Origin of the sequence: Atrimonas thermophila, from assembly GCF_045864955.1 — a bacterium.
Taxonomy (GTDB): domain Bacteria; phylum Atribacterota; class Atribacteria; order Atribacterales; family Thermatribacteraceae; genus Thermatribacter; species Thermatribacter velox.
In genome coordinates this window covers 1,938,861-1,951,382 of record NZ_AP028803.1, presented here as the reverse complement: position 1 = coordinate 1,951,382, position 12,522 = coordinate 1,938,861, and the positions used below count along the sequence as shown (strand labels likewise).

The following is a 12,522-nucleotide window of genomic DNA, read 5'->3' as shown; positions in this document are numbered from 1 at the left end:
TAAAAGTGTTTTTAGAAGACACCGTCAGTCTTTGGAAACAAGCAAAGGTGACTTGTAACCTGCAAGAAGAAAAATTTGGGACGGAGAAGCCTAAAAGTATTTGGGAGAAATTGGACTTATCAGATGTATCACATGATATTAAGGGGTATGAACTTAAAGATATGTTTTTTGAAGGTTGATTGTCTTACCGTTTGGGAGGTGTTCCCTTATGCTAAAAGCGTTGTTAGCTTTCCTGTTTTTTGTGCTCTGTTCTTCCTTTGCTTTCTCGCAGAGTTTCGATGGAGAAGCGACCCTTTCCTTTTCTCCCTTCGAGGCTGAAGTAGAATCCATTTTTGAATCCGACCAAGGTGCAGCCGGTGGTATAACTTTCTACTACCTGCCTGTAAAGCGTATTGTAGTGGGATATCGGATTTCCATTGTTGAACCATCGAAACCCTTGTCCTCGGCATACTGGACCAAGGACATTCGTTACAATTACCCAGTCTTTTTCCGCGACTACCCCGCCCAGTACGTTCCTGATCCCAAGTACCTCTTCTACCTTCAGGCAGATCCACAAAGCTTTACCCTTCAGGGTCTTGTTCCTGGAGCTTCCTACCACGTGGTGGTGACTCCTCTTTGTATATGGCCCAAGGCTCCGTATAACCTCGATGAAAGAGGGAAACCTTTCTGGTATACTTGGCTTCCGGCAAAAACCTTTGGCTGGGTCTACACCGATGGTTCTGGTTGGGGATTAGTGATGAGTGAGGGCGAAGGTGGAGAGAAGAAACGTGGGTACTTCGAAGTCCAAAGTATTGTTTTTGAAGGGATTGTGCAGGCTAAAAAGTACTCCACCCCAGGTGGGCAGTACTCGCCGATATAGAGTATCTTTAGCTCTTTTCTCTGGTTTTTAGAAAATTTTTGATTTGCAAGAAGATCGATCTGGCTAAGAACTTCCTGGAAGAGTTGCTTGAGCACCGTCCCTTTCCAATAAAAGCCATACCGGTGGATGGGGGAAGCGAGTTTTATGGTGAATTTGAAGAAGCCTGTAAAGGGAGGAACCTCAAACTGTTGGTGCTTCCTCCTCACTCTCCAAAACTCGATGGAATGATGGAGAAACTGAACCGCACTTTCTGGGAGGAGTTCTGGAACTACTATGATGATGAGATTGAACTGGAAACCATGTAGTTTCACTTAGAAAGGTAAATGAAGTAGTATAATAAAAAAGCCACACTGGGGTTTAGGAAGAAGAGCCTGGAGATATTTAGAAGAGACTGGACTTATTAGGTGTCCCCGCATGATATTAATTTAAACATGTTGTTGACAGGAAACCGCTTTTGGGGTATATTTTGCTTGTGAAGGTAGGTCCGTAGCTCGAATGGCTAGAGCACCGGACTCCAAATCCGGGGGTTGCAGGTTCGAATCCTGCCGGGCCTGCCAGAATTCATGAGGCTTCCAGCGAATGACTTCCTTGCGAAAATTCCAATAGGGAAACCTTGCAAAAAGCCAGCCTTTTAAGGTTTATTTCATTTTTGGCACTTTCTTTTTTCTTGGTTTACACTTTTGGTAGAAATTACCTTTCCCACGGTGGTTGTAGCTTTGAAAGAGCGCAACCGGAATTTTTGTAACAAAAGAGTTTCTTATTTACGATGTGGCCCAAAACATAAGCAAAACCAGCTTTTTCTTGAAGCTGATTTCGTGGCTTTATAATAAAGCTATGGTGAAAACAAGGAGGAGGAAGTAACATGAGACTGTACGGCATTTTAGTGCTGTTAGTAGTGATGATGCTGTTCACGATAACTGCATAACAGCTTTTGCGCAAGCGGATCTTTCACTTCTTCTTCCGAGGGAATATCCTGTTCCCGAATGGGTTAAGCCTGGTCTTGTGCTGATCTATCAGCAAGAAGGCGGTTCTCGGTCGATTGGGGCAAGCGCCGCTTCGGGAAGTGGTTTCAGGATCAATGTTGTCACGAACCTGGAAAACAGTGAGGTATGGGGAATCGAATTCCTTGTTCTCACCAACCTTTCCACTTATCAGATAATGGTTCAACCCTTTAAGGTGATGCCACTTTTGGTGTTCCTGCATCCCGATGCGATCCAGGATTTACTTAATCAGGCTGACGTGCTTGCCCAACAGGGCATTGTAGTAAGAGGTGGTGCTGTCTCAGAGAACTCCATCTGGGTAGGCATAGAAGAGGATGTTTCTTCTACGGACATTTGGATGTCAACTGAGGGGCTCGTTCAAAGATTTCAGTACCTTACCAGACAGCATGAAGGGTCAGGTGTGGTGTACAGTCAATACTTAAAACATCTATACATTGACTGGCCCAGAGTCAATGAATTTCCCCTTGTTGCTCAAGAAAGTCATACTTACGACATTTACATTACTTCCTACGGGGTCACCTCGCCTGCAGGAAGTGGCAGCTATGAACTTTCAAGCGTTCAAGGTGAAATCGCCAGATACAGGGTTGTGCAGTTCTACTCTGGTATGTCCTTACCTTCAGAAGAAGTAATGGGTGTTCCCTCGTTTGGGCCTTTCTACGTGCATCCGGAACTCTTGAAAAAAAGATGTAATTCTGGAGATTCCAGAAATCGCTTTGGTTTGGCAGAACGAACAGAGTGAGTACGGCGTAGATTCTGTTATCTATTTCAACAGTCAGGAGTGTTTCAGAGCGTCTTTTGACGAGAGCGGACTCCTCGTGAGGGCACAATACCTTTACGGGGGTTTTGTTATAATGGCGGAACTCGTTGAGTGAGGAGAAACGCCAAAAACGAATACAATTGGGTAAATTTATTTCACTCAGTGCTATATCAAAAACGGAGGGATAAAGCATGAAACCCTTGATAGTTTATTACAGTTGGTCTGGCAACACGCGCAAGATAGCCAGGTTGATTCGAGAATTAACTGAGGGAGAAATCGTCGAGCTGATTCCTGAGATGCCTTACCCCTCGTCTTACAGAGAAACTACTGAGCAGGCGAGAAAAGAGATAAAGGCAGGCTACAAACCAGGCTACAAACCTCCCTTGAAAACGAAAATTGAAGGTGTCGAGGAATACGACGTCATTTTTCTTGGAACACCAAATTGGTGGGGAGCGGTGGCACCACCTGTGGCTACTTTTCTTTCCCAGTACGCGCTCTCTGGAAAAAAGATTGCGCCTTTCATAACTCATGGTGGCGGTGGGAAGCAGAGAGTGGTAGAGGACATAAAAAGGCTGTGCCCGGATGCAGCGGTTTTGGAAGAATTGGTTGTCTATGATGTGGAGGAAGTGAGTTGAGTGAAAAAGTTTCCCGTTGGGTAGCGACGATTTTGAAGTGAAAAGAGTTATGAAACATACGGATTGGTATGGTAACGGTTGACGGGCTTTGAAAGTTGTTTCCAGCAAAGCAGCACAATCTGAGTTAGTTTTTTAAGGCCCTGTTCGTTTTTTTTCGGGGATAGAACCTGCCAATGGAAAGAATGTGTACAGTAACGCTCATGGCTATAAGGATTAGAGTGATCCGGACCCAGGTTTTGGAGACCACAACGTAGGAAGTCGCTATTGTAGCCCACAAAACAGCAATGGTTAAAAATTTTGCTTTTAATGGAATGTTTCCTTCGCGGTAATTCTTAATGTAGTTTCCAAACCGCTTATTGTTGAGGAGCCAGTGGTAAAATCTTGGTGACCCTCTGGCGTAGCATGCTGTAGCCAGAAGAAGAAAAGGCGTGGTGGGCAAAAGGGGTAAGAGTATACCAGCAATCCCGAGCCCCACAAAAAATGTTCCTGCAATAATCAGAAGAGTTCTAACGAGTTTAGAGCGTGCTTTATTTATCTCCTCAGAAGAAAAACCAGGAAGCTGAGCATTTTTAGCTTCTTTCATAACGAAAAAAATAATACTGGAGAGAAAAAGGATATGCAAGAAATTGGGCAGATTGCGGTAGTTTAAGAATTGTGTTTCCCTTGGTAGATTTTCTAAATTTAGATTTAGAAAATTTAAAGTTAAAAAATTTATATTTGGTATTCTATGATATACTATACAAAGGGGTAGTAAAAATGTTTATTAATCGGGAAAAGGAATGTGAGTTTCTGAAGCGAAAGCTTTCAAGCAATAAGGCGGAGTTGCTTGTTATATATGGAAGACGCCGCGTGGGGAAAACTTTTCTTCTTCAAAATTGCCTTGAAAAAGCTTTATTTTTCACTGCAGACCTTTCAAGCAGCATTCACCTGATGAATCGTTTTTTGGATGAGATAAAAAGCATTCTGGCGCTTCCGTCTACCTTGCGAATTTCTTCTTGGGATGAATTCTTTGGATTTTTAAAGAACGTGTTTGAAGCTAAAAGAGATTTAAAAGTGGTTGTTTTTGATGAGTTCCAGTATATTCCCATGCGTGATGAAAGTTTTACGAGCGTTCTTCAAAGGTGGTGGGATGAGATTTTTTCGAAATTAGGAGTTAAGATGATTCTTTGTGGTTCGTATATCGGAATGATCGAAAAAATTGTACTCACAAGGAACAGCCCCATCTATGGTAGAAGGACAGGACAATATCAGGTACTACCTCTCGACTTTTTTGAATCTGTAAAATTTTTGAATTTTGAGTCTACAAGGGATTTTGTGAAGGCGTACAGTGTCACCGATGGGATTCCTCTCTATCTCCTTGAATTTTCTGGTTACAGGGATTTTTATACGGCTTTAACAGAAAAAGTCCTCACTGCCGGTGAGTATCTGGTTGAGGAAGGAAAATTTCTGACTCTTGAAGAATTTAAGGATCCTTCCAACTATTATTCGATACTTCAATCAATAGCTCAAGGCAAAACGGTACCCAGTGAAATTGCAGATATTTCTGGCGTGGATTACAAAAGCATCGGCATGTATCTTTCGAGACTGATGGAATTGAAGTTCGTAAATAAGGAGTTCCCATTTTTTATTAACAGAAAACCGAAACGCAAACCTCATTATTACCTGTCTGACGAGTATTTAAGGTTTTATTTCAGATACATTTATCCAAACCAAGAATTAATATATAGGAATCTGAAAGAAGAAGCGCTGCGAAGAATAACTGCTACCCTGGATCAACACGTTTCTTTCACTTTTGAAAAGGTAGCTCGCCAATATTTAATCAAAAGAGAGGGAGTGGAGAAAGTTGGTAGATGGTGGAATAAAGAAATAGAGATTGATGTAGTGGCTATTAAGGGAAAAACACTTTATGTGGGTAAATGTAAATGGACAAATAAAAGAGTGGACATTCGTGTTTTGAACAAGCTTAGAAGTAAAGTTCCATACCTTCTGAAAGATCTTCAGGTGAGCGATTTTTCGATAATATACTACCTTTTCTCAAAAAGTGGCTTTGAAAATCTGGAAGAAAGCGATGAAGTAAAGCTAATAGACCTTGAGAGGTTGTTTCTGGTAAACCAATAAAGTGTCTTGAAAATAGGCATTATATTTAAAGTTTCTCCATTTCTGAACACTGTAGTTGAATTTATCAAAACTTTTACTCTATAGTAACATACCAGTTGTTCTGGGCCGACCAGGCAGCAAGAAACTGAGAAATAGGATAAGTATTGTTTTTGCCATTAACCTTACCCGGGTCGTTGACGTAGATGTTGGCATTGTCTATACCCACGGCCACCATAGCGTGCTTTGCCCCACCTGCCGGGTTCATGTTGGAATATACGGCAACCAGGACAGGCTTTCCTTCCGAAAGCAACTTGCGCAGTACTTCCAGATTGCCCATGCCTATTCTGGTTGGGACTCCTTCCTGCTCTAACCAGGCCCGAATCTGGAACACGTTGGTGTAATCTCCATTTCCACCATTCAAAGGAAGGCCGAATCGGTTATGAAGCCACTGGTCAGCCTCGATAATATCTTCTGGGGTTGGGGTGCTGCCAAAGTAGTACGCTTTAATCATAACTGCCGAAGCCACGCCGCAGTTTCGAGTGTTCGACCAGTCACCAGGTGGAACCTGGGGAAGAAAAGGAACATCCAGAAGAACCCGGGAAGCGCTGTTTTCCAGAAACTTTCCCGTGGGAAGGGATGTGCTGCCATCCAGAGGGATATTAAAGGTTGTGGAGCAACCAGCTACAAGCAAAACTACTACTAAACCTGCAATAAAACCTAATAGGGTTAACCTTTTTTTCATTGCCCTTCACCTCCCGTTTGGGCTTTTCCCCTCCAGGAAGTGAGGGCGCTTCGCAAGCTCCACAAAAATAAGGAGACTTGGCAGCTCAGCCACCTTAGCGCTCTTTGCGCTTTAGGCCCGAAGCTTTGCGCCCTCTCCTTTCGGAGAGTTTGCCCTTTCATTCTCCTGAAAAAAATCCTTTCGATTTTAAAGGTTCAAAAGAAAATCTGTTCTTTCAACTTTTGCCTTCATTACAATATATCGGCAAAAAGTAAAAAAACTTTAGGGGTGTAAGAGGAATTTTTTTAAAAATTTTAAAGGGTATCCAGATTTTTTGAATTATCTTTTTCTTACTTCCTCATTGGTTTGCAAAAAAAGTTTGTTTCAAAGAAAATACTTTCAAATGAGGTTTTTACGGCTTTTGGCTCTTTTAGAGAAATGGGGTGAGCGCAAATGGAGCGAGAAACCAGGGGAACCAAACTGCTCAGAGGAGACCCCAGGAAAGCCATTGTGAAACTTTCTATTCCCATGATGTTTGCGATGCTGGTACAGACCATTTACAACCTGGCAGACGGCATCTGGGTAGCCGGGCTTGGACCTCAGGCCCTGGCTGCGATAGGTCTGGTTTTCCCCCTCTTTATGATCGTCATTGCGCTGGCTGCTGGTGTTGGGGTTGGTGCAAGTTCTGTGGTGGCGCAAAAAATCGGCGAGAAAAACAAAGCAGGTGCTGACACTGCCGCTTCTCTTTCCATGGTTTTGTCCGTTATCATTGGTGTGATCGCTACTTTTTTACTTTTTCCGAGCATAGGTTCTATTCTCAAGTTTGCAGGTGCAAGTGGCGAAACACTCGATTTTGCCATGGGTTACGCCACGGTGCTGATTTATGCTATTACTCTCTTGATGTTCAACAACGTAGCCAACGGTGTTTTAAGGGGCGAAGGCGACGCTAAAAGGCCTATGTTTGCCATCGCTACAGGATCGCTTCTGAACATTGCACTGGATCCCGTTTTCATTTATGTGCTGGGCTTGGGAGTAAAAGGTGCTGCCTATGCGACGGTTTTATCCATAGCCATTTCCACCTTACTGATTGCGTACTGGCTGTATTTTAAAAAGGATACTTATGTAACCTTTCGCTACCGGTGGGATTCAAACATTTTAAGACAAATTTTGCGAATAGGTATTCCTGCATCGCTGGCTCAAATCAGCATGTCGGTGGCAATCTACGTACTTAATGTATTTGCGGTAAAAGCAGGTGGCGATTACGGAGTAGCAGTTTTTACCAGTGCTTGGAGGGTTATCAATTTCGGCACGGTTCCCCTTATTGGCATGGCGATGGCTGTTACCTCAGTCACCGGTGCAGCGTTTGGGGAAAAGAACGGAGGAAAACTAGAGACAGCGTACCTTTACGCTGTGAAGCTGGGTTTGCTTATAGGAGTTGTCGTAACGCTGGTTATTCTGGCGCTGGCACCTTTCATCGGGAGGGTCTTTACTTATTCAGAAGCGGGTGCAAGCATCTACGATGATTTGGTGAAAGCTCTACGTTTGCTTAGCCTTTTTCTGGCGGGAGTTCCCTTTGGGATGTTTACTTCTTCAATGTTCCAGGGGATTGGTCGGGGTGAGAAAAGCCTGGTCGTTACCGTTATGAGAACCATCATCATGCAGGTACTCTTTTCCTGGCTTTTTGTGTTCACCATGGAAATGGGGCTTGTGGGAGTATGGGCAGGAATAGTGGTAGGAAATGCTACTTCTGCCTGTATCACCTTTGTCTGGGGCAGATTTACAGTAAACAAGTTAAAGCAAGACTTTGAGTACTTACATGCGTCGTCATAATTTTTAGAGATATGGGGGAGTGCGAGGGGGCAGTAATCCCCCTCAATTTATTGAGGGGATACACGGACCCCCTCACCCTAGCATTTACAGCGGGACAGGTTTCTAGTGATACTATCAGTCGGTATATCGAAGCTCAAAAAATAGAAGAAGGATGCGAATGAGTGCCTCTAATCACACTCAAAGCCCAAATCCATGCGGACCCGCAGACTGAAGCTGTTCTGAAGGATGCCATGTTTTGTGCCACCAAGGTCTACAACGGGCTTTTGTGGCATCTGCGGAAAGAGTACAAAGAAACCGGAAGGGTAAATATTTCTCGGAAGAACCTCAACCGCATTTTAAAGGAGCTACCCAGGGCCAAAGGGTACTACTCGGTGTCAGTGCAACTCACCCGGGACGAAGTACGGGAAGCATACAAGTCTTTCTTTGCCCTCAAGAAAAAGGGTCTCACGCAGCATGGGGCTCCCGGCTTCCGCCGTAAGGGTCAGCTTTCGCCACTTAAGTACGTGCAGAGCGGCTTCAAAGTGAAAGGGGATAAAGTTACATTGAGTCTGGGTAGCGGCCGGGAAGACGGGGTAAGAGAAGTCACCTTCCGGATATCTCACCGTCCTGGCGTGGAGTACGAACGGGTGCGGGAACTTTCCATTACCTACGACAAGGTTTCCAGGCGAATAGAGGCCCGTCTGGTGGTGGAAGTTAAGGCTTGTGAGAACAACGGGACGGGGAGGGTAGCGGTGGACCTTGGGGAGACGGTTCTCATAGCCTGTGCCTTTGATGATGGCACAGTAATGCTCTACTCTGGCAGGCAGATCAAAACCATAAGACGGTACTGGCAGAAGGTACGGGCCAGTCTTAAGCAGAACTCACGGAGGTGGGAGGAGATAACACACCGGGAAAGAAGACAGGTGGAGCACTTACTGCACATAGCCACCTCTCATTTTATTGGGGAGTGCATGCGGCGGGGTGTAAAAGAAATAGCTATAGGGGACCTTAACGGAATCCGAGAGAGCGTTGACTATGGAGACCGGCTGAACCAGCGGTTGCATGCCTGGCCGTACCGGAAGCTGATCAACATGCTGAGATATAAAGGTGCCCTAGTGGGGGTCACAATCCGTGACGATGTAGAAGAGAAGAGCACCTCCATTGCCTGTCACGCCTGCGGGAAGGTTATGCCTTCCAACCGGAGATATCGGGGTTTGTATATATGTCCCTGTGGGTGGAGGGCACAGGCGGATGTAAATGGTGCCCTGAACATCTTCGAGAGGGTGCATCAGGTATCTCCCGTGAAGGGGAGTAGTGGCCGAGTGGCGCGGCCCGCGGTCGTGTCATACCTCTTGGGATGGCACGGCGTCGCCGAACCGAAGCGCGAGGGTAAACCTTTGCGCACATCCGCTTGAGGATGCCCCTCAATTTATTGAGGGGAGGACGTCACGTTGTTGCGAATTTTACTCTTTTCTTACGGAGCGTAGTGGTATATGTGGAAGTTTTTCAGAGCCTAGCTGGTTTCTCCTGGTTGCAAATAGCGTTATGATAAAGACGCGTGAAAACCTCTGCGGAAAGGATGAAGAGCATGTCTTCTAAAAACATTAAAGTAGGAATCATTGGCTTTGGTGGTATTGGGGAGCGTCATTTTCTAAGTTTGCGCCACTTTGCCCCTGATGTTCAGGTGGAGGCCGTTTGTGATCCAGACGAGGCCCGTTTGGAAAAGGCAAAACGCGAATACCAGGTTCCGCACCTCACTACAAGCGCTGACGAGATTTTTGCGCTGCCTCTTCAGGCGCTGATAATTGCAACTCCTAACGCTACCCATTATCCCTTGGTTAAGCGGGCTTTGCTTTCTGAAAAGCATGTTTTATGTGAGAAACCCTTCACCATGAACGCAGAAGAGGCAAAGGAGCTCTATCGACTGGCAAAAGAGAGAAACTTGGTCAACATGGTTGCTTTTTCGTACCGTTTTGTCCCGGCAGTTCGGATGCTTCGGGATATTCTGCGCAAAAATAAACTGGGAAGAATTTACCACCTGCGTTGCCACTACCTCCAGAGTTGGCTTTCTTCGCCTTCAGCTCCTTATAGCTGGCGGCTTGACGTCCGGGAGGCAGGGAGTGGAGTTCTGGGTGATCTGGGTTCTCATGTTTTTGACCTGGTCGAGTTTCTCACCGGATCAAAAATTCTGCGGGTTAAGGCTTACGCCAGGACTTTCGTTTCCGAAAGGAAGGACCCTGTTTCGGGAGAGAAAAAGAAGGTTACTGTGGACGATGCGGTAAGTGTATGGGGTGAAGTGGAAGGGGGAGCCTTTTTGACTGCGGAAATGTCCCGCTGTGCAACGGGTCGGGGTAATGCCCTGACTGTGGAGGTAAACGGTGAGCAGGGTGGCTTCCTGGTTGATGTTGAAAAACCCCAGGAAATTCTCGCCTGTCCGGCATTGATGACTGAATATACCTACTTTCGGAGCAATTTTGCTCTCTTTCCATGTCCGCCTCATTTTGGCTCTTTCGATCATTACTATTTTCAGACCGAAGCTTTTGTGAGAGCCCTGCGGGGAGAAGTGGTTGAAATCCCATCTTTTGGAGATGGTTTCCGCAATCAGGCAATCCTTGATCGCTGTATAGCTTCAATTTCTGAGGGTACCTGGCAGGAATGTTGAGGTAATTTTGTGATTTCTCAGAATCTGCGGGCGTGAGAAGGTATCGTTTAAGCATATTTGTCAGGGGATTGCGTGAACCCGTTGTATAATTAGGCAAGGAACTCCCTGATGCATCGTATTGCTGTTGAGGTGGGCGCATCAGGCTGTTTATGGGCTCATGGGTGTTGTTTGAGCTTGGGCAAGTAGGAAACTCTTATTACAAAGAATAATTCAGCCTGGCGAAAAGATTGGCGTGGTTTGGTGATAATTGGGGTACGTATTTGGATGGAGATTCAAAAGGCTTGGGGGGAAGATTGATGAGTATATTTGATTCATATTCGATGGAATATGATGAATGGTACGACAAAAATAGATTAGCTTATTTATCCGAAATAGAGGCATTGAAACAGGTAGTTCCCAGGGGAGGCAAAGGACTTGAGATTGGTGTTGGCACCGGAAGGTTTGCAGTACCCCTGGGCGTTTCTTTCGGTGTTGATCCGTCAGAGAAGATGCTTGAGATTGCTAAAGAGCGTGGTGTAAAAGCGTTTTTGGGCAAGGGCGAACAGCTACCATTTGGGGAAGCGGAGTTTGACTTTGTCTTGATGGTAGTTACTTTGTGTTTTGTAGACAATCCCGATTTGGTATTGTCAGAATCGAGAAGGGTGCTTAGGGACGGTGGAAAGATAATCATTGGCATCGTGGATAAAAATAGTTATCTGGGAAGGCTTTATCAACAAAAAAAGCAGCAGGGACACAAGTTTTACGAAAAGGCAAATTTTTATTCAGTAGATGAAGTTATAGGTTTACTGAAAAGACACAACTTCGATGAAATTGTTACCTATCAAACCATTTTCCAGCCCTTGGAAGAACTTAAGGAAGTGGAAAAGCCAGAAAAGGGGTATGGAAAAGGGAGTTTCGTGGTGATATGCGGAAGAAAAGGTTGAAATACGTTTATGGGCCGGTTGCTTCCTGGAGATTGGGAAGCTCTTTGGGAATAGATCCTTTGTCTTGCAAAGATAAAATTTGCACATTTGATTGTATTTATTGCCAATTAGGGGAGACTCATTTTTTCAGTTCAGAAAGAAAGATTTATGTTTCCACCGAAAATCTTCTGGAAGAGATTTCTTCTTTGCCCGAAATAGGAATCGACTATATAACCTTTTCCGGTAGAGGCGAGCCTACCCTGGCGAAAAATCTGGGAGAAATGATAAAGTCCGTAAAGAAAGTGCGGAGAGAAAAAGTTGCGGTTATCACAAATTCTTCTTTAATGGATAGAGAAGATGTTGTGAAAGATCTATTGCTGGCTGATTTTGTAATGGCTAAATTAGATGCTTTTTCTCAGGGGTCGTTGGAAGCGATAAATAAGCCAATGAAAGAGATAAACTTTGACGCAATTTTTAATGGTATAAAGAAATTCAGGTCTTTATATAGAGGAAGGCTCGCTTTGCAGATAATGTTTGTAGAAGAAAATAAAGATGATGCCGAGAAGTTGTCTGAACTTGCGAGAGAGATTAATCCTGATGAAGTTCAGATTAACACGCCGCTAAGGCCTTGCAAAGTAAAACCGTTGTCGAGGGAAGAGATTCAGCGGGTGAAAAGCTATTTTGAAGGAATGAACATCGTTTCTGTCTACGATGTCGAGAAAAAAGCGGTCCAACCAATCAGTGCTGAAGATACCCTGAGAAGAAGGGGTAAAATTTATTCCTGAAAGTGCTTCAGTGAGTTGATTGGTTGCACGCCTATTTATGAATACCGGTGTGAAGACTGGGGAAGGATAACCGAGTTTCTCAAAGGCGTTGGAAAGAGTGAAGTGGAAGCTTAAACGCTGTGGCAGCGAGCGACTGAGCAAGATGCCTTCTGGTGTCCTTTTGTATTCGGTGGTAATCTTTTTAGCTCGCAAAGTGACAGAACCTGTTGTGGCAGAGAGGAGAGGTGCAAAAAACCACCATGTTTAGGTGGTGGTAGCTGCGTAAGGTGAATGAAAACAGGAAAATTTTCTTTC

13 protein-coding genes, 1 tRNA gene and 1 riboswitch are annotated in these 12,522 nt (G+C 44.7%); of the genes, 12 read left to right on the top strand and 2 right to left on the bottom strand.

What is annotated here, in order from left to right:
* The first annotated feature begins 5 nt into the window (after positions 1–5).
* The 6 genes from ACKTT1_RS10125 to ACKTT1_RS10100 all read left to right on the top strand — a co-directional run bounded on the left by ACKTT1_RS10125 (position 6) and on the right by ACKTT1_RS10100 (position 3,252).
* Positions 6–179, top strand: a complete 174-nt coding sequence (locus ACKTT1_RS10125; protein WP_412709467.1) for a hypothetical protein — start codon at positions 6–8, stop codon at positions 177–179.
* Between the two features lie 29 nt (positions 180–208).
* Complete coding sequence (locus ACKTT1_RS10120) at positions 209–859, top strand: hypothetical protein (RefSeq protein ID WP_412709466.1); 651 nt, start codon at positions 209–211, stop codon at positions 857–859.
* A 38-nt stretch (positions 860–897) separates the two neighbouring features.
* On the top strand, positions 898–1,164 hold the full coding sequence (locus tag ACKTT1_RS10115) for a hypothetical protein (protein ID WP_412709465.1): 267 nt from the start codon (positions 898–900) through the stop codon (positions 1,162–1,164).
* 175 nt (positions 1,165–1,339) lie between these two features.
* A tRNA-Trp gene (locus tag ACKTT1_RS10110) sits at positions 1,340–1,416 on the top strand.
* 445 nt (positions 1,417–1,861) lie between these two features.
* Positions 1,862–2,599 carry a hypothetical protein gene (locus ACKTT1_RS10105; protein WP_369018474.1) on the top strand — a complete coding sequence of 246 codons (738 nt, stop codon included), beginning with the start codon at positions 1,862–1,864 and terminating at the stop codon, positions 2,597–2,599.
* A 209-nt stretch (positions 2,600–2,808) separates the two neighbouring features.
* Positions 2,809–3,252, top strand: coding sequence for a flavodoxin (locus tag ACKTT1_RS10100; RefSeq protein ID WP_369018475.1), 444 nt, complete (start codon positions 2,809–2,811; stop codon positions 3,250–3,252).
* Between the two features lie 124 nt (positions 3,253–3,376).
* Here the strand turns inward: ACKTT1_RS10100 and ACKTT1_RS10095 are convergent, their stop codons facing one another.
* Positions 3,377–3,835: a YbaN family protein gene (locus ACKTT1_RS10095; RefSeq protein ID WP_369018476.1), complete on the bottom strand. Its 459-nt coding sequence runs from the start codon at positions 3,833–3,835 to the stop codon at positions 3,377–3,379.
* A gap of 80 nt (positions 3,836–3,915) precedes the next feature.
* Between ACKTT1_RS10095 and ACKTT1_RS10090 the strand changes: the two genes are divergently transcribed.
* Positions 3,916–5,370, top strand: coding sequence for an ATP-binding protein (locus ACKTT1_RS10090; RefSeq protein WP_369018477.1), 1,455 nt, complete (start codon positions 3,916–3,918; stop codon positions 5,368–5,370).
* Between the two features lie 73 nt (positions 5,371–5,443).
* Here ACKTT1_RS10090 and ACKTT1_RS10085 read toward each other — a convergent pair whose 3' ends face one another.
* Entirely contained in the window at positions 5,444–6,091 is a 648-nt protein-coding gene (locus ACKTT1_RS10085; protein ID WP_412709464.1) for a C39 family peptidase, read from the bottom strand.
* Positions 6,092–6,167: 76 nt separating this feature from the next.
* A riboswitch (cyclic di-GMP riboswitch) is annotated at positions 6,168–6,255 on the bottom strand.
* A gap of 268 nt (positions 6,256–6,523) precedes the next feature.
* Between ACKTT1_RS10085 and ACKTT1_RS10080 the strand changes: the two genes are divergently transcribed.
* The 5 genes from ACKTT1_RS10080 to ACKTT1_RS10060 all read left to right on the top strand — a co-directional run bounded on the left by ACKTT1_RS10080 (position 6,524) and on the right by ACKTT1_RS10060 (position 12,228).
* A complete protein-coding gene (locus ACKTT1_RS10080; protein ID WP_369018479.1) occupies positions 6,524–7,900 on the top strand; it encodes an MATE family efflux transporter in 1,377 nt (458 codons plus the stop codon).
* 161 nt (positions 7,901–8,061) lie between these two features.
* Positions 8,062–9,294 carry an RNA-guided endonuclease InsQ/TnpB family protein gene (locus ACKTT1_RS10075; RefSeq protein WP_412709463.1) on the top strand — a complete coding sequence of 411 codons (1,233 nt, stop codon included), beginning with the start codon at positions 8,062–8,064 and terminating at the stop codon, positions 9,292–9,294.
* Between the two features lie 173 nt (positions 9,295–9,467).
* Positions 9,468–10,541: a Gfo/Idh/MocA family protein gene (locus ACKTT1_RS10070; protein ID WP_369018481.1), complete on the top strand. Its 1,074-nt coding sequence runs from the start codon at positions 9,468–9,470 to the stop codon at positions 10,539–10,541.
* A gap of 296 nt (positions 10,542–10,837) precedes the next feature.
* A complete protein-coding gene (locus ACKTT1_RS10065; protein ID WP_369018482.1) occupies positions 10,838–11,464 on the top strand; it encodes a class I SAM-dependent methyltransferase in 627 nt (208 codons plus the stop codon).
* Positions 11,446–12,228: a radical SAM protein gene (locus tag ACKTT1_RS10060; protein ID WP_369018483.1), complete on the top strand. Its 783-nt coding sequence runs from the start codon at positions 11,446–11,448 to the stop codon at positions 12,226–12,228. The genes ACKTT1_RS10065 and ACKTT1_RS10060 overlap by 19 nt, the downstream gene beginning before the upstream one ends.
* Positions 12,229–12,522 lie beyond the last annotated feature (294 nt).

What these genes read in the sequence shown, in the direction of transcription:
- ACKTT1_RS10120 (WP_412709466.1), top strand. Translation starts at nt 209, where the DNA reads ATGCTAAAAGCGTTGTTAGCTTTCCTGTTTTTTGTGCTCTGTTCTTCC.
- ACKTT1_RS10100 (WP_369018475.1), top strand. Translation starts at nt 2,809, where the DNA reads ATGAAACCCTTGATAGTTTATTACAGTTGGTCTGGCAACACGCGCAAG.
- ACKTT1_RS10095 (WP_369018476.1), bottom strand. Translation starts at nt 3,835, where the DNA reads ATGAAAGAAGCTAAAAATGCTCAGCTTCCTGGTTTTTCTTCTGAGGAG.
- ACKTT1_RS10085 (WP_412709464.1), bottom strand. Translation starts at nt 6,091, where the DNA reads ATGAAAAAAAGGTTAACCCTATTAGGTTTTATTGCAGGTTTAGTAGTA.
- ACKTT1_RS10080 (WP_369018479.1), top strand. Translation starts at nt 6,524, where the DNA reads ATGGAGCGAGAAACCAGGGGAACCAAACTGCTCAGAGGAGACCCCAGG.
- ACKTT1_RS10070 (WP_369018481.1), top strand. Translation starts at nt 9,468, where the DNA reads ATGTCTTCTAAAAACATTAAAGTAGGAATCATTGGCTTTGGTGGTATT.
- ACKTT1_RS10065 (WP_369018482.1), top strand. Translation starts at nt 10,838, where the DNA reads ATGAGTATATTTGATTCATATTCGATGGAATATGATGAATGGTACGAC.
- ACKTT1_RS10060 (WP_369018483.1), top strand. Translation starts at nt 11,446, where the DNA reads ATGCGGAAGAAAAGGTTGAAATACGTTTATGGGCCGGTTGCTTCCTGG.